Consider the following 24033-nt stretch of genomic DNA (forward strand, 5'->3'; position numbering starts at 1 on the left):
GGCCGGCTTTGAAGCGCTTGGGAGATCACCAATGAAACCATCACTCAAGAGTGTCGTTGCCACAAGCCTTGTGGTTTTGGTTGCACTGGGTGCCATAGTTGTGACCCGCGCGCCCTCCCCCAGCCTATCACCAGAAGTAGACCTCATTGAGGTCCCAAGTGGGCGCATCAGCTATCGTCCGTTTGGCAATTTTGTCGAGAATGGAAAATCGCGCTCACCACACCCCTACGAGATTGAAGTCGCGGGATTTTCCATCATGAAATATCAGGTCAGTCGCCGCGAATACGCAGCCTGTGTCGCCGCTGGCGCTTGCCCCCCGGTGCCAACAATGGGCGGCGATTATCCGCAAACCCATGTAAACTGGAAAGACGCCCACGCCTACGCAACTTGGTACTCCCGCAAAACCGGCGAGAACTGGCGCCTGCCCAGCGACATGGAATGGCAGCTGGCCGCAGGCGAACGCTATGGGGACGCGGCCCCTGACACCCGAGAGATGGACCCCGGACGACGTATGCTGGCCCAATACGCGGCAGGAACTTTGCTGCGTGGAACCGCCAGTCCTGCGTTGCGTCCAGCGGGCGGATTTGGCCTCAACTCGCATGGTATTGCAGATATATCCGGCAATGTCTGGGAATGGACCGATGGTTGTATGCAAAGTGGCTCATTGCACCCGGACGGCACCGTTCGAGAGAGCGAACCCTATTGTTGGGTTCGCATTGCAGGCGGCATCCACCGCGCGGCAATCGTCGATTTTGTTCGCGACGCCAGCGTCGGCGGCTGTGCCGTGGGATTACCTCCAGATCATCTGGGATTTCGACTGGTTCGGGAACACGCTGAGGCTCCCGAACCTTGGTGGCGGTCTTTGTGGCAAAGGATGCGCCCGGGTCAGGACGCCTGACTGTAACGCCCGTTCATCGGTGCATAGGCATCAAAACAGCTGGCGATGATCCGCGTCAGCGCCCGGCCCTCCGGCAGTATCTCAAACCCATCGGGCCGGATCTGAACCATGCCGTCGAAACGATCAATCACGAGGGCGGTTTCTGGTCGCAACGCTTCCGTAAGAGCGCCGAATTCTCTGAACAGTTCCGCGAAATCCAACTGGAAATCACACATGATCATCTCGATGGCGCGGGCGCGCAACAGGTCTGCGCGGCTCAGTATGTGGCCCCGTGCTCCGGCTAGCTCTCCCGCTTTGATACGCTGGACATAGGCCGCAGTGGCGGATGCATTCTGGATATAGCCGGTGGGAAGTCGCGACACCGAAGACGCGCCCAACCCAATTAGGGTGGAGCAGCTATCATCCACATATCCTTGAAAATTCCGCCGCAGCCGCCTTGTCTCCATGGCGCGGGCCAACCCGTCATCAGGCTTGGAGAAATGATCAATCCCGATGCTGCGGTAGCCAGCATCCCTGAACCGCGTTGCAGCGTATTCGGCAAGATGAAAACGCTCCACCTCTTTGGGCAAGGCCGTCTCATCGATCAACCGCTGTCGTTTGGACATCCATGGCACATGCGCATACCCAAAAAGCGCAATCCGATCCGGTGCAAGATCCAGCACCTTTGAAACGGTATCATTCAGTCGAGTGATGTCCTGATGTGGCAGACCATAGACCAGATCGGCATTGAGCGACTGAATGCCAGCCGCGCGCAGATCCTCCACACATTGCTGGGTGACATCAAACGGCTGCAGGCGACCAATCGCGTTTTGCACTTTGGGATCAAAGTCTTGAATCCCGAGCGAGGCCCGGTTCATCCCTTCCTTTGCAAGTGCCGAGATCTTCTGGCGATCCACCATGGTCGGGTCGATTTCCACGGAGAACTCCCAATCCCCAGTCGGCGGAATCACCGCCTTAACCGCCCGAGCCAGCCGGTGAATCAGCTCTGGTGGCAAGATTGTGGGTGTCCCACCGCCCCAATGCATCCGTCCCATGCGCAGGCCCGCAGGCAAGATATGCTTTAGTAGCGCCAGCTCTTGTTCCAGCGTCGTGATGTAGCTTTCAACCGGGCTGAGCGTCTTTGTCCCCTGTGTGCGGCAGGCGCAAAACCAGCACAAGCGCTCGCAAAACGGGATGTGCAGATAAACAGATACGGGATCACGGGGATCAAGCACTCTCAGGGCTTCGGTCTGCTCTATGCTGCCGATCTTAGGCGCAAAAACAGGCGCGGTTGGGTATGAGGTGTAGCGGGGCACCCGTGCCTCAAAAAGGCCATGGGCTCGAAGGCGGTCAATCTGTGTCATGCGGCGACCATGCGCCCAAACGCAGGGCGAGACTTTGCGTGGGCTCAATATGCCGGTTCAATTCTCGAAAAAATCACAGCAGATGCAAGGCGCGCGCGCTCGGGCAATCTCCGGCTATTGGCCAATCTAGGGCGAGCCGGAGATTGCTCCATTGATGAAAGAATTGCACGATGCAGGCACCGAGATCGTTTTGCCGGCGGTAAAAAAACACAAGCGCCACTGGTCTTTCGGCGCTGAACACCTGAAACGCGCATGATGGCGGTGATTGGCACATCCCGGTGCCGCCCACAGACGCACCCGAACGAACGCCCAACATTCTATTGGCCCCTTGCGCAGGCAGGAGCGCGGATGGCTATCGGCTCGGCCAGGGTGGCGGCTACTTTGATCGCGCACTCGCAAACCTAACCCCGGCACCCACCGCAATCGGGATTGGGCTGCTGCAATCCCGTATCGCAACAGTCCGCCCCCCAGCCGTATGACATAAGGCTCGACATGACCGTAACCGAGCAAGGGCTGACCCAAGGCTGAGTGATGCAGGAAAGTCGAGCACGCCGGTTTTGGAATTTTCTCAGATGTCCAAACCGTGATTTTCTGATAGGTCGCTGCGCAACAACACATGACTGACGCCAGCATGAGGCCGCTTTGAAACAGCTCGATGAAAGCCTGCTCGCGGGTTTACCCCCGTTCAGTCGCCTGCAGCGCGGAGAAATTCGCAAAATTCTGGATCAGGCCACACCGAAGCGAGTCGAGGCCGGCACCGAAGTCTTTCACGAAGGCCATGACGCAGAGCGGTTCTATCTGCTGCTCGACGGCTACATCCGCGTCGTCAAAGTCACGCCAACCGGCGAGCAAATCATCGCATTGCATATCTCTCCGGGGCAGTTGTTCGGCATTGCTCCCGCCCTCAGTCGGGACACTTATCCTGCCACCGCAATCTCTGTGGTCGAATCCATCGCCCTTTCGTGGCCGGTCCGCCTCTGGGCAGATTTCACTGCTCGGTATCAGGGGTTTGCGACCGAAAGCTACAAGACCCTCGGCGAGCGGCTCGGCGAAATGCAAAGCCGGATTACCGAACTGGCCACGCAAGCGGTCGAGCAGAGAATTGCAACAGCGCTGCTGCGTCTCGTGAACCAGTCGGGACGCAAAACGGACCAAGGGATCGAGATCGCCTTCCCCATCACGCGGCTCAACATCTCGGAGATGACCGGAACCACCTTGCATACCGTGAGCCGCCTGCTCTCGGCATGGGAGCGCGACGGGATTGTTGCCTCACGCCGCAAACACATCGTGATTACAGACCCGCACCGGCTGATGCTGTTGAGTACGCCGGAGAGCTAAACCTCTGATGGTCACGAGCCGGAAGCGCATCGCGCCCCCGGTCGCCGCTGCGGCGGTCGCACCTTGTCTGGATCACGCAGCATCGCACGGAATGCCTGTTCCCGCAGCCCGTATTCCTCACACGCGTCGATCACAGTGTGAAACGGGGCGATAGGACAGCCCGGACAGAGCATTCTGTAGGCGAGAAACACCGCCACCATCTCCGGCCAATGTGCGAATAAATCTGCAAGCGGCAGATCCGGGTCATCCGGGTCGTGTTTGGCCATCGGTCAGATCCTCCTATTCATACATTCTGCATTCACGAACAGATCCGAACTTTGCGCTTGCGCAACATCTGACACACGTCGGCCACTAAGGGTTGGGTATCCGCAACTGTACTCAGGACCGCGACATGTCAGAGATACTTACCAAATCGCGGGCCAGGAACGTGTTTTACGGAGGCTCCTTGTTCTTCGTTGTCGTGTTCGTGGCCATGACCGTGCATAGCCACCGCTATATCGTCGAAACCTCCACCGCCGGAATGCCGCTGACCGACGAGGTGCGCCTCGGCAAACACGTCTGGGAACGTGCCTCCTGCATCAACTGCCACACCCTGCATGGCGAGGGTGCGTATTTCGCACCTGAGGTGGGCAATGTGATGACGCGCTGGGGCGTCCTTGATGACCCCGAAAGCGCATTTGAGATCCTCAATGGATGGATGCAGGCTCAGCCCTCGGGCATCGATGGACGCCGTCAGATGCCGTTCTTCGACCTCACGGAAGAAGAAACCCGCGCCCTCGCAGAGTTCCTGAGATGGGCCGACCAGACCGACACCCAGAACTGGCCACCCAACGACGCAGGCTGAGGGAGAGGCGCGCAGCACGCGATCAGTTCATCACGTTCTGATCAGCGCAGGCGCAAGGAGAAAATCATGAAATATCAATCACAAAAAGTGGCCTACGCCTATTTCCTCGTGGCGATGGCCTTGTTTGCGATCCAGGTAGTGGGCGGACTGCTCGCTGGCTGGATCTACATATCACCCAATACGCTGAGCGAGCTTCTGCCGTTCAACATCATACGCATGCTGCATACAAACGCGCTGATTGTCTGGCTGTTACTCGGCTTCTTTGGCGCCGCTTATTATCTGGTGCCCGAAGAAAGCGAACGAGAGCTGTTTTCGACCAAACTGGCCTATATACAGCTTGCGATCCTGGTCGTCGGCACTCTTGGTGCCGTGGTGTCCTATCTCGTGGGCATCCATGGCGGGCGCGAGTTCCTCGAACAGCCGCTTTGGGTGAAATTCGGCATCCTCGTTGCGGCGGTAATCTTTCTCGTGAACATCTCGCTCACCGTCTTGGCCGGACGTAAAACCGCGATCACCAATATCCTGCTGATGGGGCTATGGCTCCTGTGCCTGCTGTGGGTCTTCGCCTTCATCAACCCCGACAACCTGTCGCTTGATAAAATGTACTGGTGGTTCGTCGTGCACCTCTGGGTCGAGGCCACATGGGAACTGGTGATGGCGGCAATCCTTGGCTACCTGATGCTGAAGATGACCGGCGTCGACCGTGAGGTCGTTGAAAAATGGCTCTATGTCATTGTCGCGACTGCATTGTTCTCGGGCATTCTGGGCACCGGTCACCATTTCTTCTGGATCGGGACACCGGGATACTGGCAGTGGATTGGGTCGATCTTCTCGGTCTTCGAAGTGATCCCCTTCTTCGCGATGATGAGCTTCGCCTTTGTCATGGTCTGGAAAGGTCGCAAGAACCACCCCAACAAAGCAGCCCTCCTATGGTCGCTTGGGGCCTCGACCGTCGCGTTCTTCGGCGCAGGCGTCTGGGGCTTTCTGCACACGCTGCATGGGGTCAACTTCTACACCCATGGCACCCAGATTACCGCAGCCCACGGTCACCTCGCCTTCTATGGGGCCTATGTTGCGATGAACCTTGCAATGTTCACCTATGCGATGCCGCAACTCCGGGGCCGCGCGCCCTATAACCAGGTGCTCAACATGGCGTCCTTTTGGCTGATGACCGGCGGCATGTGTTTCATGACCTTCGTGCTGACGTTTGCGGGCACAATCCAGACCCACATGCAGCGCATTGTCGGCGACTATTACATGGAAGTGCAGGACCAGCTTGGCCTCTTCTACATGATGCGGTTCGGCGCAGGTGTTGCGGTGGTCCTTGGGGCACTCCTGTTCATCTACAGCCAATTGGTCGTGCGGCGTGAACTCATCGCGCCCGGCCCAGTCACAACTCCGGGAGAGTGATCATGAACGCAATCAACACCCCGAAAGTCCCGTTCTATCAGGCGGCACATGACGAGGTTTCGGTCTTTGAAATGGCACAGGCGAACCAATTGCCCATGTTGCTGAAAGGCCCGACCGGCTGCGGCAAGACCCGCTTTGTGGAACATATGGCAGCCCGACTCGGGCTGCCCCTCTACACCGTTGCCTGTCACGATGATCTCTCAGCAGCCGATCTGATCGGGCGGTATCTGCTCAAAGGTGGCGAAACAGTCTGGGTCGACGGGCCGCTGACCCGCGCGGTGCGCGAAGGGGGGATTTGCTATCTCGATGAGGTGGTCGAGGCCCGCAAGGATGTGGCCGTGGTGCTGCATCCGCTAACCGATGACCGTCGCCGATTGGTGATCGACCGCACCGGCGAAGAGCTGGTCGCTCCCAAATCCTTCATGCTGGTGGCAAGCTTCAACCCCGGCTACCAGAACATCCTGAAAAAGCTCAAACCTTCGACACGGCAACGCTTTCTGTCCATTGGCTTTGATTTCCCGGATACCAAAATTGAAACCGCAGTGGTCGCCGAGGAAAGCGGCCTGGATCATGATCGCGCAGCGGCTCTGGTACGACTGGCGGGGCATATCCGAAACCTCTCGGGTATGGATCTCGAAGAAGGGGTCTCGACCCGGCTGTTGATCTACGCAGCCACGCTGATTGCAAATGGCATGAGCGTGGATCGCGCGCTGGAGGTGGCAATCATTGCCCCCCTCAGTGACGAGGCAGACATCTGTCAGGCGCTGCGCGACCTCACTGCATCTGTCTACGGGTGACATCATGATGCACGCGCTTGATCTTCTTGAACCCGAAGAGACCGTGGGCAACCTGTGGCACAATATGGCCACGCGCATCGGGGCTGAACGCCCCGATGCAGAGGCAGCAGTGCGCTACAATGATGTGCGCAGCAGCATTGCCACCCTGTTTCGTGCGCTGGGTGGCGACAGCGGCGTGGAGATTCTTGAGGCACCAGCCGTCGCGCTAGAGCACCGGACAGCGCTGCTGCGCCGTCTCGGCACCCCGCGTGAGATCGGCTATGTCGCCAGCTTTGATGGTGAGCGGCTGCGCCTGCCACCGGTGATGGCGGCGTTCCCGACCCCAACTCTCAACCGACAGGCCTATCTGTGGCTCGCGGCCATGGCCGCTCATATTGACCTGCCCAGCGCAGTTGGTGATCCTTATCAGGCAGATCAGGGCGAGATTGCCGCCAACGCACAAGCAGCGGATCGGGCCTTTGCCTCCTGCCCCGGATTGCGCAGCGCCTATGGTGCGCTCTGCGCGCATATCGCGGCCACACGACAGCGCAACAACCTGCCCCGGTTTGAGGCCCGCATCGAACGGATGATCCTTGACCAGCTTGGATTGCCCTGCGCCGTTGTCGAGCACTGCGACTGTGCCGCACCACGCGGATACCGCCGCTTTCAACCGCTTCCAATCTGGTTGCGCCTGCCCGCAGCGCACAAGGGCCGCCCGCCTGCCGCCGATAGTAACCAGTTGGGCACCGCCAGTGTGGAGATGGCCACCCGCAAGACCGGTCTTCGCGAAGAACGCGAACAGGCCGGTCGCAAGGACAGTTTCATCGTTCACCGGTTCGAGTCGATCCTCTCTTGGGCCGAAAGCCTGAACATCAACCGGATGGTGGATGACGACGATACCGAGAACGCACAAAAAGCGGCGGAGGATCAAGACAATATATCCCTGTCCCAGCAGATGAAACGCGCAGCCTCGCGCCTGCGGATATCGCTCGATCTGTCGCCGCAGGATGCCGAACACGAACGCTTGGCAGCGCGTTATACCTATCCGGAGTGGAACCACCGCCTGGCGCGCCACATGCCAGATCATACGCGCGTACTGGAGGTGGACGCCGATCCTGCCACCGATTTCAGCCCGGACCCGCGTTTGGTGGCACGAGTGCAGCGCCAGTTTGCGCCGCTGATGCCGAAACGTGTGATGTTGCCCCGGCAACTGGACGGTGAAGAGTTGGATCTGGACGCGGCTGTGCAATCCCAAATCGACCTGCGCATTGGGCAACAAGGCAGCGACCGTGTGTGGCAGGCCAACCGCCCCATGGCGCGGGATCTCAGCGTCGCGGTTCTCATTGATTGTTCCCGCTCAACCGAAGCAACCGTGGGCCAACGCCCGGTGATTGAGACCGCGCGCGAGGCACTCGCCGCGCTGGCTGCTGGAATTGCAACCGCCGGCGACCGCCTTGGCATCTGGGGGTTTTCCTCACTGCGCCGGGACCGGGTCTTTCTGACTCGCGCCAAACGCTTTGATGAACCGATGGATGCGAATATCACCGCCCGGATCGGCAGCTTCACCCCCGGTCACTACACACGGTTGGGTGCCGCGATCCGTCACGCCTCGGCCCAACTGACCCAAGAAGGCAGCGCCCGCCGCCTGCTTCTTGTTTTGACTGATGGCAAGCCCAACGATCTTGATCACTACGAAGGCGTGCATGGCATCGAAGACAGCCGCATGGCAGTGCGCGAGGCCCGCGCGCTCGGGCATGCAGTGCATGCGGTGGTGATCGACGCCGACGGGCAGGACTGGTTTGCGCGCATCTTTGGCCGCGCCGGTTTTACCCTGCTGCCGGACCCGGACAGATTGCCCCGCGCCCTGCCCGAGATCTATCAATCCCTCACGATGGAGCACTGAAATGAAACGTCTTTATTGCGCACTCGCATGTGTTTTGGTCCCGTTTTCCGCGCGTGCCGAACGCTTCGAGCGGCCCATTCCACAACCGCAAACCGATGTCGCGGAGTTCTGGTTCTTCATAGCTTCTCTGGTGTTGCTCGCTGCGTTGGTCTGCGTTCATCTGCTGGTGAGCCGGCGATGACCCATCGTGTTTCGTGCAAATTGGTGGCGGGTCTCTACCCCTTTGCGACGGGGGCCGCTGCCATCAACGTCTTTTTTGCCTCGCTGATCGGCAGTTGGCTTGGTTGGGACGTACTCACCCCACAAATGAGCGTAGTGATCGGTGGAGTGCTCGGCCTGCCTGCGGCGTGGATATTCGCCCGCCATATCCGCAGATTGATCATTCAGGCCGAGAACACATGACTGGCTGGATAGAATTTATTGTGGCAGTGGCGGCATTTATGCTCAGCCACCTTCTGCCGCGTGTCGGCGGCCTCAGGGGAAATCTGATCAAGCGCTTGGGGCGGCGCGCTTATTTTGCCCTTTACGGGCTGGCGTCGCTGATCCTGTTGGGCTGGGTGATTTCAGCCGCAGGCCGCGCGCCCTATATCGAGCTTTGGCCCCAGGCACCATGGACGCGCTGGATTCCATTCGTGGCAACACCAATTGCGTTCGTGCTGGCCGCCTGCGGGATCGGGGCCGGACTGCCCGGTAGCCTTGGTGCCAGTCGCAGGCGAGAGTATGATCCCACCCACCCCGGCTTTGCCGCGATCACCCGCCACCCTGTGCTGCTGGCGCTCACACTTTGGGCTCTGGCACATTTGCCGCCCAATGGCGATCTGTCGCATGTTCTCCTTTTTGGTCTTTTTGCACTGTTTTCGCTGCTAGCGATGCCTGCATTTGACCGGCGGGCACTCAGAACCATTGGCCCTGGCGCTTTTGCCGCTGCGCCGATCCTGTCGCTTCGGCCAGTGTTTGATCACGCATGGTGGCAGGAAAATACCCGCGCCGTTATGTTGCGCGGCGCGGTTGGCGTGTTGCTCTGGTGCCTCGTCTTGCACCTGCATGCATCTGCTATCGGCGCATGGCCATTTCCCGGATAATCCCTGCGCAGCACACGTGTCCCACCCCACACGGACATCAGGCACATGAAACGATGCAGGCGGATAATCCCGCCTGCATCTGCATTCTACCGGCCCAAGCTTCAGATCAACGACTGCGCAGCGGTGTCGGCCGTTTGCGATCCTGGCGTTGCATCGCGAGCCACGGCACAAGCTTCCAGCAGAGCAGCGCAAAGGAAAGCGTCCAGAACAACGCCGCCAGATCAAGCCCCGTGACTCCGCCCGGATACTCGACATGAGGAAATAACCGCCCCAACAGTGCTGGTATCAATCCTATGAAGGCGAGGTTCAGTACCGGTCCCGACACCAGCGCACGTCCGGTATGCCCCATTGTCGCCCGCATCATCACGGCAACTGTCATGCCGCCAATCGCGCCGATGCCCCAGATGTGCAGGCCGGCGCTGGCGTCAAGAGACCCAATCGCCGTCGCCGCATTTGCCAGCATCCCGACCGGCGCAAACAGGAACGCGATATGCAACATCGCCAGTACCGGATTGCGCAGCGTCGACAATCCACGCCACCGCGCCAGACGCGCCGTCTGCAGCAGCGCCGCCAGGCACATCAGAACCGCAACACTCAGGCTCTCTGGCCGAATAACCCAAACCACCAGCGCCGGAATCGTGGCAAGAAGGCTCAGTTGGTCAAACTTTCCGAACGGAGCAGGAAGAGCGCGATATCCCCTCTGGTTCAACCAGTTGCGGGTAAAGCTGGGAATGACACGCCCACCGATCAACAACACAAGGAAGATCACCAGCGCAAGGCCCAACCGGCGGCTGACGTCTGCTTGCCCCATCAGCGCACTCTCAACAAAAAAGCACAGATTACTCACTCCAAGAAGCGAGACCGGCACCAGAACCATCAGGTTGCGCCAGTTTTTTCCTGAGATGATTTCCCGCGCCACAAGTACCGACAACACCAGCAGAAACGCACTGTCGACACTGGCAACCGCACCCCATGACAGGGGTACCACCCCCAATACAGCAAGGCGGCCCGCCAACCACAGCATCAGCATGGCGCATAGCGGCCAGCCCCGGGTCGGCATGCCGCCGGTCCAGTTAGGCACCGCCGTAAACAAAAAACCTGCAATCACTGCGCTGCCATAGCCAAAGATCATCTCATGGCTGTGCCAATCGACGGGCATCAGGACACTTTGCAGCGTCAGCCCGCCCGTCCAGATCAACATCCACAGCGGTATGATCACAACGGCGAACAGGCACGCCGCCATGAAGAATGGGCGAAATCCGTAGGACAGAAAAGCAGGGCCGGAATAAGAGTGAGGGTGGGACATGGTTTGTCTCCTCTAGCGGGACACAAAAGGCGACACCGCGATGGTGCCGCCTTTGCTAGGTCTGAACTGGACTGTCCGATCACTGGACTTGCGCGAACAAATCTTCAAAGCGGCCTTTGGATTTGCCTTTTTGCGTGACACCCTGTGCCTCTTCGAGATTCACCGCCTCCCCGACCTGAATGAGGGCCACCATACCCATGCCATAGTGCGGTGTGCATTTCAGCCCATAGAGCCCCTCGGCATTCACGGTCAGCTCGTAGTCGACGTTGAACTTGCTCTTAAAGCGCTCCACTCCCTCGGGCAGCATCCCCTTGATGCTTTCGACGTTGTGGCCCTTGTCTGTCGCAATGAAATGAATGACATCGCCGGGCATGGCTTTGATGTATGCAGGTTCAAAAACCATCGCGCCAGCCTCACCCTTGTTGAGCATTTTGACCTCAAAGGTCTCCGCTTGGGCGATGGCCGCAGTGCACGCGAAGACAACGGCGTAGCTGATTTTCTTGAACATCTGAGTTCCTTTCATGCGTTCTGAAGATCTCGTTTCTGAACGCCTTATCGACCATCGCCGGAACGCATTTGTTGTTCTTCAACAAACTTCAAAGCAAAGAAGCGGTACACACTACGGGAAAACGACTGATGGGGCCCGGCTGCAAGTTCTAGGCTCACTTAAGGAAGAAGATCGGACCTCGGATGATGAGAAGGAATTGCTGCTCAAATATTTCTTTCATGCTCTGGTTCCTGGGTCACCGGGATATAGGGCTGCGCGGATTTGGTCAGGAAACGAGAAGCCGCATTGGATGATGACGTGCTAGAGTGACTGGCTTTCCGCTGGGTGCATGCGGCAGAGCAGCGCAGCCTTGGTGCGATGTTGGCGAGGGGCTTCATTTGAAGTGCCCCCTTCTCTTGAAAGAGTATCGGCGCTGGGATTTTACTCCCAAGGTCACGGCCCTTAAACCAAGGACGGTGAATCCTGCGATGGAAGGCAGCGCCGACATACTGACCATAAAATCCAAGTCCGCCCAAATCAACGCATCAAGGGCAGGAACTGAGCCCAGCGCAGCCGATAATTGTTACGCTTGGTTTAATCCGCATCGTAAACACATGGTGCGCCCGCGCGATGCGCTCATCGAAACAACAGCAAAGGCAACTTAAGCGTGGAGCCCCGCAGATTACTGCGGAGCCTGCCAACTCAAGAGCGTTTCGGCTTGGCTCAGGACCAAACTGATTGCTGCCGGGGCCAAATCGGGCGGGTAGCCATATTTCTTCAATATGCGCCGAACCAAAACTCGCAACTTCGCTCGTGCACTCTCTTTGCGCTGCCAATCGACGGTCACGTTTTTCTGGAGTTGTTCGACAAGCACATGAGCGATCTGTCGCAACTCGTCATTGCCAAGCACCTCTAGCGCGCTCTGATTTTGAGCCAGTGCGTCGTAGAATGCTAATTCCTCCTCATTCAGCCCAAGATCATCGCCACGGTCTGCCGAGGCCTTCATATCTTTGGCCATGTCGATCAGCTCTTGAATCATCTCAAGACTGGTTATCGCGTTGGCATGATACCGGGCAACGGCAGCCTGCAAGCGCTCCGAGAACGCCTTGGCCTCGACAACATTGCGCTGCTGTCGTGCTTTGCGAACAACGGAACGAGGTGTGAAGAACTCGCCGCCACGCTTGCCCTCGGCGCTGTCGTGCATTTTAATGTTGGAGAAGAGGTCCACCAGCTCGCCCAGCATGGTCTTGTCCAGCGTCGGGCGGGCGTAATTCTTGGGGAGAACACCTTTGAGGGTTTCGTTGGTGGGCTCGGCCTCAATGGCCTCCATCGCGTCGTCGATGATCTTGCCGATGTTCTCAGAGCGAGCGTTTTGCTGGATGTGGGACCAACGGGCGGTTTCCGGCACCCAAAAGACGTTCTCTGCAAGGTATTCCTCGGGGTCCTCGGGATCGGCAAACTCATCTTGGGCGAGCTGATCGTGCATCGCCTGGAATGCTTCCGAGATATATTTGAGGAAGATCAGCCCCAGCGCGACGTGTTTGTATTCGGACGGTTCAAGGCCCCCACGCATTTTGTCGGCTGCTTAGAAAAGGTCGGCGGCGAAGTCGAGATCAGCGGAACGGGAGTTTTGCGCCATGCGAATAGGTTCTTTCAAATAGATGCTTGGCAAAAGAGGTAGCAGAGGTTTTTGCCAGTTCACAATGCCCGCTGCCGCTTTTTGGCGTCATTTGTGGACGCATATAGTCTGGATTGGCCTTGGGCAGTGTCTATTCTCACCTGGCACGTGCATTCGCGCTTCTTTCGGCGCGGCATGGCCTCCGCTCGCGCTGGGCGTGGTGTGCGCCGTTTCTTGCGTTCAAGAACTTGAGCTTGATGGTCGACACCATTTTCGACGGCGCACGGACTGGCCCAAGTGTCGGAAACCCGATGCCGCACCAAATGTTACCGGTAGGATGACATCGTCTGGAGAAAAGGGAAGTTTGCTCAAATACCGCTTCGAGCAACAAAGTCGGTTGTAGTCTACCTCTGTTTGGGTCGATATGAGACGGATTCTGTCAAAGATTAATTGATTGAGTGTTTTTGTATGTGCGGCTTAGAAGCATGGATCGGTGATTGCTACTTACGCGACGTAGAAGATGGCACCGACTATCGCTGTCACGCTGCCGTGTGGGCATCGGATCACGACAACTTTTGTGCGGCTCTTGCGGCTCACATCGAACCTCTTGGTCTTGCGATCATCTGGCTCGAAGAGGCATTGCCCACTTCGCACTACCTTGCTCAGAACGGTACACTGGCCCCTCTACAGACCAAGGCCCTGGCGGAGGTCGTTCATTCCCGACACCTCGTTGAACTCGGACCAATGCAGCGCGTCGCGACAGACGGCGTACCGCAACGCTATCTGACGATTGAGGATCATAGGCCTGTGCCACTACACGATCAGACCGGAATCCCGGTGTGGGATCAGGACTGGATAGCGCCTGAGCTGAAAGAGCTGTTGTTCGGGCAGCCTGAAGATGAACCCAAGATGCGGACCTATCTCATCGTGGACGCCAACTTGCGCAAAAACATCACGGGAGTGTTCGACCTGGATAGTGTCGATGTGCCGGTACAGTGTTTGTTCAAAGGAGAAACCGCGCAGGAACTCGAAGAAAGCGCGCCCTACCTCATCGACATGACCCTGCCGGACGGTGCCTGGGAGGACCGCGCATTGGTTCCAGATTTTCATCGTGATTTCTTCCGAAACCACTGGGGCCACAACACAGGAATATTCATTCGGACAAACGCGCTCATGGGCGAAGTCTGGCGGCATTTCAGAAAATTTACGCTTGTGCCGCGTGAGGGCAGGAAAACCCGTGTCTTTGTCCGGTTCTGGGACGAGCAATATATCCGGCTTTATTTCCCGCATATCGCGGACAACCGGGAACGGGTTGCGCTTTGGTTTTTGCGAGACGGGTTCTGCGTCCGTGGATTGCTGGCAGATCAGGATGGCGGGAAAGCCGTCCGGGAAATTCTGTTGCAACACGCGCTGTTCCTTGTGGATAACATCCCGTCAAAGCCCTTTGAAATCACCAACTATGACCTCGCCCCCTTTTACAAAGAACGCGAGCAGAAGGATCTTCGGAAACTGGCGGCAGCCCTCAAAAAAGGCTTCCCGAATGACCTCAAACATTACTCCGAAGAGATGATCACTTCTCTGATCGACGAGCCAGTAGCTCGTATGGTGGCCTATGGTTTCAGCCAGCAAAAGCACCTCTACATTCTTGCCGCTTGGTCGCTGTTTTTCGGGAAGACCTTTGACCAAAAAGACCCCTCCGGCTACCTTCTCGATATTTTCAAAAGTTCTTTAAGTGAGGCCGACAAAATGAGTGCCCTTAAAAATCGTATGGACCAATTGTCCCCCGCAACGGGAACAACATCATGACCGATCTGACTCCCGCAGAGGTGACCGCACAGGCCGAACCGGTCGCGAATACACAGTCCGGCACATTTGGTGGCGTCTGCCAGACCTGCACTGCGCCGCGACAGGTTAAGTTCTTTTATGATGATCCGTTAACGACGCCCGTAACGGATTTGACAACGCGATTTCTGGATGCTGATGAAACGGTTTTGGCACAAACTCGCACGTATCACCCGCTGAACTATGGTGCCAAAGACACCGAAGCCCAGATTCAGGAAATTCGGGATAATCTCGGCATTGCAGAGCAGCCTGACCTGCCGCATGCCCCTCTAACCATCGACACAGGTGCAGAGGCGGACATAGACAGCGCCGCCGATGATGCATGGGAGCTCGAGAAAGGTCTTGTCGGCGATTTATGGACATTTGAAACGGCAATGGTGCGTACCTTTCAACCCTATGTGGATGAATGGAATCGTGATGGTTGGACGGGTGCCGCAGGGGATTTCATCAACGGTGTTGGGCGCGGTATTTCGTCGTGGTGGAATGGGGAAAAAGACTTTTGGGGGTCTGCATGGGGCTGGCTCAAAAGCACAACCAGCAGCGCGGCGAGTGCTGCGTGGGATGCTGTTACTAGTCCGATTGAAACGGCTCAGGCTCTTGGACGTGCCGCATGGGATGGAGCGCAAGCCGCTTACGAACAACTGGAGAATCTGGTTGAAATACTTCGCGCCCTTTTGACAGGCGACATCGACGCATTTTTCGAGAAAACACAGCTTCTTGCGGCACTCAGAACCGCTGGCGGTGCTATCGGAGAATTCGGGCAGATGATTTACGACGCCTTCCAAAACGGCGTTGAATGGCTCAATTCGCTGATCGAGATGATCCGACGCACACCAGTTCTAGGTCTCATCGCCAACACAGCGATGCGGGTCATCACCATGATGACACCAAATTTTTGGGCTGAGATGGTCGGCACGGGCGGCGGTTTCGTCATTCCTGAAGTCATCATATGGTTGATTTGTCTGCTGATTGGCGCATTGGCCGCTGCGTCTGGCGCAGGCGCAGCCCCAGCCGTAGCAGCTTTGGCAGCGCGGGCGGCGTCAACAGCGGCAAAAATCCGAAGGCTGATCAAAGGCTCTGGCAATGCGTTTCGTGCCATTACTCGCTTTCTTGATCTGCTACAGCCGATTATCGCCAAAATCGGCCCACTTGGCCGCAAACTACGTGACAGCATCCGTGAGATACAGCGCGGAGTTGTCGATAAAACGCAAAAGCTGTTCATGCCGACGAGGTACTATCTACAGCGCCTGCGACAGCTAGAGTTCGATGTACCAGGCGCACACGGCCCACAACGGCATGAAGGGGATGTAACTGCGAAAGCACTGGGGGATCGTACGTATTACGGCATTGATCCTATGACAGGTACAAAGGTGGACGGTGTGCATGGGGGCAATCACATGGCCCCACGCAATTCCACCAAGTTCAAAACGCCCGCTGATTATGTGCGGGCGGATGATTTTATGAGAAATACGGCAGATTTCAAGGCTGGGGTCTCGTCAGGAGATAGTTCTATTGAAGTAATTGAATCGATATCTAATCCAAAACTATTTGGCCCAAGTGCGCAAAGCCGATTTATGGGGAAGCAACGCGTTGGTTCTGCAAAAAATCCAACTGGCATGCGTGATCTTGATTTTCGCAATGGCACAATCAAAGCGGTATATAAAAAGAAACCAGACGGAACATATGGTTTATATACAATGTTCCCTCAGCACTCTGGTGTTTTTCCTGCTGTATACCCATGGAAATAAGGAATCACAAAATGGAGCTCAGTGAAGAATCTTTAGAAAAGAAAATGGATGGCATAATTACGTTATACATAAATCCAAGCATTGGCGAGCCATCATCTTTAAAAAAAGAAGTCTTACGGTGCAAATCGGAACCAGTATCGGATGCAGCTATTGAAAGACGTTCCCTTGAAAAAGCCGCATTTGAAGATTTCCTTAGGCGCCGCTACATGACTATAGACGATTTCGACAACGCTACAAATGGTCTTTACATGAAGTCCGAAAAGGCAATCTACCAATACATGCAGGCGGTTTATGATTACGTCTACAAAGACGGAGCGGAACCAGATTGGAAAGACTACATTCACCCTGATTATATATGAAGATACAATAGCTATTTGGTCGCAAACTGCGTTACAGCATCCGTGAGATAGCGCGTGGTGTCGTTGATAAAACGCAGAAACTGTTTCGCCGAACACGGTATTGGCGTGAGACGCTGGATGATCTTGCACGGCAGGTCATGGTCCGCAGCATCATGAGGGTGATGTGACGGACAAACAACTGTTTAATCGTGTCTACCGTGGCATCGATCCAATGACAGGCAATCATCACCCTAGGCGGAGTAATGGCTCAGTGATGGGGGTAGGCAGGCATTCTACAAAGTTCAACACACCAGCCGACTATGTAAGAGCGTATGAGAAAGCTATAGAAGACCCCGTGTACAAAGCACTTAGAAATAGCACTGTAGACGGGAGGGATAAAGTTACTCTCAAAATGACAGACGTTTTCGGCCCAAACTTTCAGGCGAGGATTAAAGGATTTACCCGCGCCTCTGGGAAAACAGGCCGCCAACCCATAATCGTAAGGACGGCATTTCCAGATAGTACGGAAATTGTGGCCGTGTTTGAAAAAAGGCAGTGTTGTCGAACTTCTGACAATGTACCCGGACCCAAAATAGGATATAATGATGTTTTCTGCGGAGCTAAAAAATATTTTGATCGAATACGATCCCAATGCGATGCGCCCCGATCAAGAGAGAATAAACCCCAAGCCCTTTGTTCAATCATTGAACGAAGTTCAAAAGAAGTCCTTGATGGCGGAGATTGACAATCTTATTAGAGCTGATGATTTCAGCCAGAACCTGATTAGTCAATATTCTGGAGAAGAGTTTGAAAGTGATGGGGCGGCAAAAAAATTTATGTTGCGATTAAATAAATACCTGTTCGAAAAAGGAGATGAACCCGACATTTCGGATTATTTGGCATGATATCACCATGCTTAAATACACTACTTAGTTCCTACAATGCAAACATATTAGGACCAAACCAAGATGACTATGAGATTGGCGCTTATTTTTACGAGCTAGGTCATGTTGACAAATGGCGCACCCAGAGCCGGATGGATGTGATGTCGATGAACCCGAGGTAACTTTCTGCAGTTTTGTCATACCGGGTAGCAACGCGGCGGGCGTTCTTGAGCTTATTGAAACACCGTTCGACCAGGTTTCTCAATCGATACAGCCCATGATCCACGCCGACGCGCATCTTGCGGGTCTTTCGCATCGGAATTTGGGTCAGGATATCACGTTCATTCATGTTTTTCCGAATGCGATCAGCATCATAGCCCCGATCTGCCAGTAGCACTTTCGGCTCAGGCAGATTATCAGACATGACGAGATCAAAACCAAGGTAGTCCGAAGTTTGCCCCGGTGTGATGTCTGTTCTCATGGGCAACCCGTGCGCGTTGACGCGGAGGTGGATCTTGGTCGTGAAGCCACCTCTTGAACGGCCAAAACCCTGTCTCGGAGTCCCCCTTTTGCGCCCGCTGCTTGATGATGCGCGCGAATAACAGTGCTGTCGATCATTTGGAGAGCGTTTGGAACGGCCCCGCTTTGGTTCAAGGCTTCGAGTATGTCCTCCCACAGCCCAGCCAACGTCCAGCGCCGGAATTGGCGGTAAACACTGGACCATTTGCCAAACTCTTCGGGCAAATCTCGCCAAGGTGATCGAAAGAAGCTGCGACGCACGCTCTCTTCGCGGTTGCAATCAAGCATAGCGCAATTTTGGCGGCCTTCCTGAACCGCGTTGTCAGGGAGCAATTTCGCACCTTTAAGCACGACCTGCCGCGCAAGCTCTGGCCCGAATTCGTTGAGCATCTACGAAATGAGGACGAGGCCATGCCAGTCTGGAACGATGCTACAACCAACAAGCTCGGTGACAGCATCTTCCAAATCTTGAAGGAGGTCGGGTTCATCACCGACACGAAGACCTACCGTTTGCAACCGGTACAGATTTCGTCCGAGGTTCTCGCCTGTCATCTTTGATGATCCGGTTTCCTCGCTCGATCACCTCCACAGGGAAGCCATCGCCAAACGGCTCGCGCGCAAGGGCAGGGATCGACAGGTGATTGTCTTCACCCATGACTTGCCGTTCCTGTTTTTGCTGGAGCGCGCGTGTAGTGAGCCCGACGATGGCCTGCCGCAAACACCCGTCGCCATCAGGCACGTCGCCAAACGTGGAGACCGACCCGATCATTGCGAAAATCAGGCCCCAATGAAAGCGCAGAATGCTACCAAACGGGTCGAAACCATTGGAAAGCACCTCGCCAACACGCGACTGCAGTATGATCAAGACCCCGAAGTTACCTGGCTCTTTACCGCGAAAGGCATCCTCGGGCAAATTCGCGACACTTAGGAGAGTGCCGTCGAGGCCGCCGGTCATCAAAACCTTCTCTCACAAGGTCAACACGAAAGGTTTCGCCAAGCTCTCCGTGATCACAGAGGCCGATGCAGAATCCATGCGTGCAGCCTACGGTCGTTGCTCCGAACTTCTCCATCACGCCAGTGATGCAACGAACCCCTCGATCCCAACTCCTGACCAGATCGAAGTCGAACTCAAAGTTCTTGCCGAGTGGCTGGAGGACATTTCGCAGCGGCAAAAAGCCGTCTCATAGCTGCCCCTCATAGCTGAGCGGGATACTTCTCACGCTCGTCGCCAAATATAGTCCAAGGCGAGCCCGCCGAGTCAACCTTGGTCGTGGGTGGGACGCCGATCCGAAAAACTACAAGAAACAATGGGACGAAAAACTGTCCCACCTGCCTCTAAGACCTTGAAATGCCGTTGCTCTGTGATGCCGCCCTCGGGCACCACAATCACTTCCAGTTGTGGTTTGTAATTTCTTCTAATAGCCTGATTTCTGTCTAAAACAGTGGACCCTTTGTCCGATTTTGTCCGGAGCGATCCAGCCCAATCTACCCTCAAAGGGGGTATGGGGCGGGGTGCCGCCGAGGTCGTGAAATGAGGGTACCCCCACGTGATGCCAAAGTCCGCGCGCTGAAGCCGGAAGAGAAACCCTATAAGCAGGCCGACTTTGACGGCTTGTCCCTATTGGTCAATCCCGGTGGCTCCAAACTGTGGCGATTCAAGTATCGCTGGATGGGCAAGGGTGCTGTTGCACAAATTGTGGTCTGAGCGCGGTTCCCCTTGATCAGCCCCACTTGAGTGGTCCAATTTGATTGATAGTGCATGACCGGCCTTTGGTCCACCTGAACGGTGGTTCCTGGCGCCGGAGGGCGTAGCCCAGAGCACCATGTGGGCGTTTCGTGTTGTAGTGTTTCCTCTATTCTTCGATCAGGATTTTCGCCTCACGCAGGCTGTAGAAGGTTTCGCCACTCAAGAACTCATCCCTGAACCGGGCGTTGAAGCTCTCGCAGTATCCGTTCTCCTACGGTGACCCAGGTTCCATGTAGGCTGTCTTTGCTCCCACGGCTTTGATCCAATCCTGCACGGCCTGCGCAACGAAGCAAGCCATTGAAGGCGCCATTGGTTCGAGCCCAATGGCGAGCGGGCCATTGTCAGACCGAATGAACGAGGGCACACCGCGCAGGATGAACAGGTCGCTCAGCGCATCGATGACGTTGCCTGAGTTCAGCTTGCGATCTACACGGATGGCCAAACATTCCCTGCTGTATTCATTGATGATGTTGAGCGTGCGGAACGCTTTCCCGTCGTCGGTCCGGCAATGCACGAAGTCGTAAGACCAGACATGTTCGCGATGCTCCGACCGCACCCACAGATGTCATTGGGAAAACAGAAGTCTTGCGCTACTGAGCGCCTGAAGCACCAATCATGAGGAGCGCCATTATGGAGATTTGCATCGCTGCTGCCGCCATTCTTCGGGAAGATGGAGCAACCTTGCTTGTCCGGAAACGTGGAACGACCGCATTCATGCAGCCCGGTGGGAAAATCGACGGCGATGAAACGCCCGTGAACGCTCTTCGCCGTGAACTCTTCGAAGAGCTCGCACTAGATCTTCAACCCGAGGAAGCCGAATATCTCGGTCAATTTTCCGCCCCCGCGGCGAATGAGCCACGCTGCCTCGTTACGGCCGAAATGTTTCGCATTCATCTCAACGATCATGTCGAAGCGCGAGCAGAGATCGAAGAGATTCGATGGGTGTATCCGAACTCGCAAGACAAACTTGATCTCGCGCCTTTGACGCGGGACATGGTTCTCCCTGCGATTTGGCGCTAGTAACTCGGCGGGATGGGTCTGTTCATGTAAAACAGCTATTGCGCTGGTTTCACAAGATATGTCCCGCATCATGCCTTTGCGCAACAAATTCAGGCGAGATGATATCACACCCATTGAGAACGTTTAGAAGACGATTAAATCTGACATACGCCTTCGGATAAGGTCAGGTTCAATGAGATTAGTTCTGTGGGAGGGAGCCATCATGGAAGATGCAGGAATTGGCTGGATTGCAGCCATTATCGTTGGAGGGCTGGCCGGTTGGATTGCCTCTGCGGTGATGAAGGCAGACACTGGCATATTTTTGAATATCATCCTTGGAATTGTCGGCGCAGCCGTGGCGAGTTTTTTGTTTGGCCTATTGGGCGTGTCCTTTGGGGGTGTGCTAGGGTATCTGGTCGCTGGGGTTGCAGGGGCCTGCATTCTTGTCGGCGGAGCACGCGCACTGAGGCGCTGACCGCCCTGTGGCGACTTGTGGTGCGTAACACAGGTGTGGATCTTGATGAGGTGCTGACGATATTACAGCAGGATATAGGCGCATGAAGTTGAAACCGGGACGGAATTGCTGGCGTCTTGAGCAAGCCGATAGGTTCGCTTTCATCGTCGACGCTGAAAACTACTTTGTCGCTGTTCGCGCTGCGATGCTTAAAGCGCGGCATAGTATTATGCTGATTGGTTGGGATTTTGATGCCCGCATCAGTTTGGGAGAAGGCGAAGGGCCGGAGCAGCTTGGCGATTTCATGCTGTGGCTTGCTGACAGAACGCCGGCACTTCAAATTCGACTGTTGCGCTGGGACACGGGCGCCTTTCAGGCTATGTTTCGTGGCAACACGCTTTCTACGATATTGCGCTGGAAGTGGCACAAACAAATCATGCTGAAGCTTGACGGTGCCCATCCGTTTGCCAGTTCGCACCACCAAAAAATCGTGGTGATTGATGACTGCATCGCATTTTGCGGTGGTATTGATATGACTGTTGGACGTTGGGATCGGCGCGACCATGAAGATAACGACCCCGGCCGCATTGACCCGGATGGTAAACCCTATGGGCCATGGCATGACGCCACCAGCGCATTTGACGGAGCGGCGGCACGCGCGATGGGCGATCTGGCCCGCAAACGATGGAAGATCGCAACGGGTGAAACACTGAAGCCGGCAGGTGACAATCATGAGTGCTGGCCGCCTGCGCTTGAGGCAAATTTCAAAAATGTGGAACTGGCCATAGCGCGCACGCAACCGGAGATGCCGGATGTCGCGCCACTGCATGAAATCGAGGATATGTATCTCGACCTCATCGCGAGTGCCAAGCGTTGGATTTACGCCGAAAGCCAGTATTTTGCATCGCGTCGTATCGCCCATGCTGTGGCCAAGCGACTGGTTGAGGTGGACGGCCCGGAGATCGTCATCGTCAACCCAATTTCCGCCGAAGGATGGCTCGAGCCTATAGCAATGGACAGCGCGCGAGCGCGGCTACTTGAAGCCCTGCGTCGGATCGACAAGCATGACCGGTTTCGCCTCTATCATCCTGTGACCGCACAAGGTGCCGAGATCTACGTGCATGCAAAGGTGATGGTTGTCGACAACCAGTTTCTGCGTGTCGGGTCTTCGAACTTCAATAACCGCTCTCTGCGGCTTGATACGGAATGTGATGTGGTCCTCAGCGGAGTAGGTCCAGAAAATGCAGAGCTGTGCGAAGAGATTGCGCTGCTGCGGAACGATCTGATCGCGGAACATCTTGCGACGACACCGGACGAGGTCGCACGCCGACTGAAGAGCTCGGGATCACTGATTGCTGTGATCGAGGCTTTGCGTGGTGAGACGAGCGGGCGAACATTGCAGGCATTCGAAATGCCAGAGTTGAGCGACATAGAGGAATGGTTGGCCGACAATGAAATTCTCGATCCTGAAGGGCCGGATGCGCTGTTCGAACCGCTGAGTAAGCGCGGATTGTTTTATGGGTGGCGCAAGCGATTGCGACCGCATTGATCGCTTGTATATCCCTAAACTGCCATTCTGACGCTACAGAATTTCTGCGCTGAAATGTTGGCCGGCAGCTTTGCGACACGAAAGATATTACGGCAGTATATGCGCGCCTCGGCGGGCAGAGGTTGTGATGCGCGAGAAACCTTCTCTCTTCACATCGAGTTTAACCGTCTCAGAGGTGCTGACGTCAGACAAGCCCGGCACATGACCTGCAGGGTGAAAGGACAGCGTAACGCCGCCGACGTCATGCGGGCTCTGCGCTACTTGTCGCGCCCCGGCAGAGCCCTCGCCACAGCGGATCGCCATGATATCAGGAGTTTGCGCAGCCGCCATCACCACGCCATGTACCGCGCGGGCGTGATGGGTATGGCCATGGGGGATGCGCACAGGGGGCGCTGGATGGATGGAGCCCACATAGAAATCACCCGAAGGGCAGTAAAGCCCCTCGGGTCGATTTATGAGGATCTCCGCTGGGTTCAAAATGTCACCGTGACATGACGGCCCACGTCAGGCTGCGTATCAGTCAGATTGGCCTTCAGAGTTTCATAGAGAAACACCATCCCGCTTTTGGGGCTGAGCCACAATTCAGAGGTCTTGGGCGTCATCCGGACCAGAACCAAATCAGGATCATCCTTTCCACCCTCGAACCAGGAGGCGGCGACGAAGTTCCAGACCTCGGCCAGTTTTTCGCGATCTTCCGACAGCTGTAGCGTGCCGTTGACAACGCCATGCAGCCCTGCGTCCGTATCGCAAATGGCAAAGCGGATCTCTTTCCCGGATTGCGCAGCCTTGGCTGCGTCGGTGCCACGGGCGGTCAGGAACCAGATGCACCCATCCTCGGGGGCGCAGTTTGGCGACATGGGAATGAGGCGGCCATCCACCTCCATCAGTCCTGCGCGCACATTGGCGAGGCGGTCCCAGAATTCTTGTGTGTCGGTCATGAGGTTTCCC

General features: G+C 56.1%; 26 protein-coding genes and 4 pseudogenes. 19 read left to right on the forward strand and 11 right to left on the reverse strand.

Going from position 1 to position 24033, the window contains the following annotated elements; genetic code table 11:
- The first annotated feature begins 31 nt into the window (after positions 1 to 31).
- On the forward strand, positions 32 to 898 hold the full coding sequence (locus K529_RS17390) for a formylglycine-generating enzyme family protein (RefSeq protein WP_005620795.1): 867 nt from the start codon (positions 32 to 34) through the stop codon (positions 896 to 898).
- On the opposite strand, the gene hemN is transcribed toward K529_RS17390, so the two are convergent.
- Complete coding sequence (gene hemN / locus K529_RS17395) at positions 886 to 2241, reverse strand: oxygen-independent coproporphyrinogen III oxidase (RefSeq protein ID WP_005620796.1); 1356 nt, start codon at positions 2239 to 2241, stop codon at positions 886 to 888. The genes K529_RS17390 and hemN overlap by 13 nt on opposite strands.
- A gap of 272 nt (positions 2242 to 2513) precedes the next feature.
- On the opposite strand from hemN, the gene K529_RS24080 reads away from it, so the two are divergent.
- Complete coding sequence (locus K529_RS24080; RefSeq protein WP_080929635.1) at positions 2514 to 2720, forward strand: 5-formyltetrahydrofolate cyclo-ligase; 207 nt, start codon at positions 2514 to 2516, stop codon at positions 2718 to 2720.
- A 163-nt stretch (positions 2721 to 2883) separates the two neighbouring features.
- On the forward strand, positions 2884 to 3579 hold the full coding sequence (locus K529_RS17400; protein WP_005620803.1) for a Crp/Fnr family transcriptional regulator: 696 nt from the start codon (positions 2884 to 2886) through the stop codon (positions 3577 to 3579).
- An 11-nt stretch (positions 3580 to 3590) separates the two neighbouring features.
- Here K529_RS17400 and K529_RS17405 read toward each other — a convergent pair whose 3' ends face one another.
- Positions 3591 to 3845, reverse strand: a complete 255-nt coding sequence (locus K529_RS17405) for a DUF1858 domain-containing protein (RefSeq protein ID WP_005620806.1) — start codon at positions 3843 to 3845, stop codon at positions 3591 to 3593.
- 125 nt (positions 3846 to 3970) lie between these two features.
- Between K529_RS17405 and K529_RS17410 the strand changes: the two genes are divergently transcribed.
- The 7 genes from K529_RS17410 to K529_RS17440 all read left to right on the forward strand — a co-directional run bounded on the left by K529_RS17410 (position 3971) and on the right by K529_RS17440 (position 9594).
- Positions 3971 to 4423, forward strand: coding sequence for a c-type cytochrome (locus K529_RS17410; RefSeq protein ID WP_005620807.1), 453 nt, complete (start codon positions 3971 to 3973; stop codon positions 4421 to 4423).
- 66 nt (positions 4424 to 4489) lie between these two features.
- Positions 4490 to 5833, forward strand: coding sequence for a cbb3-type cytochrome c oxidase subunit I (locus K529_RS17415; protein ID WP_005620809.1), 1344 nt, complete (start codon positions 4490 to 4492; stop codon positions 5831 to 5833).
- A gap of 2 nt (positions 5834 to 5835) precedes the next feature.
- The gene (locus tag K529_RS17420; RefSeq protein ID WP_005620811.1) at positions 5836 to 6630 is read left to right on the forward strand and encodes a CbbQ/NirQ/NorQ/GpvN family protein; all 795 of its coding nucleotides are present in this window, start codon (positions 5836 to 5838) and stop codon (positions 6628 to 6630) included.
- A gap of 4 nt (positions 6631 to 6634) precedes the next feature.
- The gene (locus K529_RS17425) at positions 6635 to 8512 is read left to right on the forward strand and encodes a nitric oxide reductase activation protein NorD (protein ID WP_046002790.1); all 1878 of its coding nucleotides are present in this window, start codon (positions 6635 to 6637) and stop codon (positions 8510 to 8512) included.
- A gap of 1 nt (position 8513) precedes the next feature.
- Positions 8514 to 8693, forward strand: coding sequence for a hypothetical protein (locus K529_RS17430; protein WP_005673214.1), 180 nt, complete (start codon positions 8514 to 8516; stop codon positions 8691 to 8693).
- A complete protein-coding gene (locus K529_RS17435) occupies positions 8690 to 8914 on the forward strand; it encodes a hypothetical protein (protein ID WP_046002791.1) in 225 nt (74 codons plus the stop codon). The genes K529_RS17430 and K529_RS17435 overlap by 4 nt, the downstream gene beginning before the upstream one ends.
- Positions 8911 to 9594: an NnrU family protein gene (locus K529_RS17440; RefSeq protein WP_005673154.1), complete on the forward strand. Its 684-nt coding sequence runs from the start codon at positions 8911 to 8913 to the stop codon at positions 9592 to 9594. The genes K529_RS17435 and K529_RS17440 overlap by 4 nt, the downstream gene beginning before the upstream one ends.
- Positions 9595 to 9700: 106 nt before the next feature.
- Here the strand turns inward: K529_RS17440 and K529_RS17445 are convergent, their stop codons facing one another.
- From K529_RS17445 to K529_RS23220, 4 genes and pseudogenes are all read right to left on the reverse strand, one after another.
- Positions 9701 to 10900: an NnrS family protein gene (locus K529_RS17445; protein ID WP_046002792.1), complete on the reverse strand. Its 1200-nt coding sequence runs from the start codon at positions 10898 to 10900 to the stop codon at positions 9701 to 9703.
- A gap of 79 nt (positions 10901 to 10979) precedes the next feature.
- Entirely contained in the window at positions 10980 to 11408 is a 429-nt protein-coding gene (locus tag K529_RS17450; protein ID WP_005658351.1) for a pseudoazurin, read from the reverse strand.
- Positions 11409 to 12069: 661 nt separating this feature from the next.
- A pseudogene (locus K529_RS23215) lies at positions 12070 to 12528 on the reverse strand (type I restriction enzyme endonuclease domain-containing protein); the annotation flags it as partial.
- Positions 12529 to 13026 (reverse strand): annotated as a pseudogene (locus tag K529_RS23220) (type I restriction-modification system subunit M N-terminal domain-containing protein); the annotation flags it as partial.
- Positions 13027 to 13455: 429 nt separating this feature from the next.
- Between K529_RS23220 and K529_RS17460 the strand changes: the two are divergent.
- From K529_RS17460 to K529_RS17475, 4 genes are all read left to right on the forward strand, one after another.
- Complete coding sequence (locus tag K529_RS17460; protein ID WP_131665020.1) at positions 13456 to 14811, forward strand: DUF4123 domain-containing protein; 1356 nt, start codon at positions 13456 to 13458, stop codon at positions 14809 to 14811.
- The gene (locus K529_RS17465; protein WP_046002794.1) at positions 14808 to 16595 is read left to right on the forward strand and encodes a hypothetical protein; all 1788 of its coding nucleotides are present in this window, start codon (positions 14808 to 14810) and stop codon (positions 16593 to 16595) included. Before K529_RS17460 ends, K529_RS17465 begins: the two co-directional genes overlap by 4 nt.
- 11 nt (positions 16596 to 16606) lie before the next feature.
- Complete coding sequence (locus K529_RS17470; RefSeq protein WP_005612570.1) at positions 16607 to 16954, forward strand: hypothetical protein; 348 nt, start codon at positions 16607 to 16609, stop codon at positions 16952 to 16954.
- Positions 16955 to 17538: 584 nt separating this feature from the next.
- Complete coding sequence (locus tag K529_RS17475; protein ID WP_040641479.1) at positions 17539 to 17838, forward strand: hypothetical protein; 300 nt, start codon at positions 17539 to 17541, stop codon at positions 17836 to 17838.
- Between the two features lie 100 nt (positions 17839 to 17938).
- Here K529_RS17475 and K529_RS23225 read toward each other — a convergent pair.
- A pseudogene (locus tag K529_RS23225) lies at positions 17939 to 18576 on the reverse strand (IS5 family transposase); the annotation flags it as partial.
- 57 nt (positions 18577 to 18633) lie between these two features.
- Between K529_RS23225 and K529_RS24085 the strand changes: the two are divergent.
- Positions 18634 to 18894, forward strand: coding sequence for a BrxA family protein (locus K529_RS24085; protein WP_052032028.1), 261 nt, complete (start codon positions 18634 to 18636; stop codon positions 18892 to 18894).
- On the opposite strand, the gene K529_RS23530 is transcribed toward K529_RS24085, so the two are convergent.
- Complete coding sequence (locus K529_RS23530; protein WP_005635798.1) at positions 18824 to 19291, reverse strand: hypothetical protein; 468 nt, start codon at positions 19289 to 19291, stop codon at positions 18824 to 18826. The genes K529_RS24085 and K529_RS23530 overlap by 71 nt on opposite strands.
- 576 nt (positions 19292 to 19867) lie before the next feature.
- Between K529_RS23530 and K529_RS17495 the strand changes: the two genes are divergently transcribed.
- Positions 19868 to 20041 carry an Arm DNA-binding domain-containing protein gene (locus K529_RS17495; RefSeq protein WP_005635795.1) on the forward strand — a complete coding sequence of 58 codons (174 nt, stop codon included), beginning with the start codon at positions 19868 to 19870 and terminating at the stop codon, positions 20039 to 20041.
- An 83-nt stretch (positions 20042 to 20124) separates the two neighbouring features.
- On the opposite strand, the pseudogene K529_RS23535 reads toward K529_RS17495, so the two are convergent.
- Positions 20125 to 20639: pseudogene (locus tag K529_RS23535) on the reverse strand (integrase core domain-containing protein); the annotation flags it as partial.
- A gap of 74 nt (positions 20640 to 20713) precedes the next feature.
- Here K529_RS23535 and K529_RS17505 point away from each other — a divergent pair.
- The 3 genes from K529_RS17505 to K529_RS17515 all read left to right on the forward strand — a co-directional run bounded on the left by K529_RS17505 (position 20714) and on the right by K529_RS17515 (position 23085).
- Complete coding sequence (locus tag K529_RS17505; protein WP_005635793.1) at positions 20714 to 21103, forward strand: NUDIX hydrolase; 390 nt, start codon at positions 20714 to 20716, stop codon at positions 21101 to 21103.
- A gap of 202 nt (positions 21104 to 21305) precedes the next feature.
- A complete protein-coding gene (locus K529_RS17510; RefSeq protein ID WP_005635792.1) occupies positions 21306 to 21557 on the forward strand; it encodes a GlsB/YeaQ/YmgE family stress response membrane protein in 252 nt (83 codons plus the stop codon).
- A gap of 82 nt (positions 21558 to 21639) precedes the next feature.
- Positions 21640 to 23085, forward strand: coding sequence for a phospholipase D-like domain-containing protein (locus K529_RS17515; protein WP_005635790.1), 1446 nt, complete (start codon positions 21640 to 21642; stop codon positions 23083 to 23085).
- Positions 23086 to 23172: 87 nt separating this feature from the next.
- Here K529_RS17515 and K529_RS23540 read toward each other — a convergent pair whose 3' ends face one another.
- Both K529_RS23540 and K529_RS17525 read right to left on the reverse strand, forming a co-directional pair.
- The gene (locus K529_RS23540) at positions 23173 to 23562 is read right to left on the reverse strand and encodes a hypothetical protein (protein WP_065335637.1); all 390 of its coding nucleotides are present in this window, start codon (positions 23560 to 23562) and stop codon (positions 23173 to 23175) included.
- Positions 23559 to 24023: a pyridoxamine 5'-phosphate oxidase family protein gene (locus tag K529_RS17525; RefSeq protein ID WP_005635787.1), complete on the reverse strand. Its 465-nt coding sequence runs from the start codon at positions 24021 to 24023 to the stop codon at positions 23559 to 23561. Before K529_RS17525 ends, K529_RS23540 begins: the two co-directional genes overlap by 4 nt.
- Positions 24024 to 24033: the final 10 nt, after the last annotated feature.

The organism is Tritonibacter mobilis F1926, from assembly GCF_000376545.2.
Taxonomy (GTDB): domain Bacteria; phylum Pseudomonadota; class Alphaproteobacteria; order Rhodobacterales; family Rhodobacteraceae; genus Epibacterium; species Epibacterium mobile.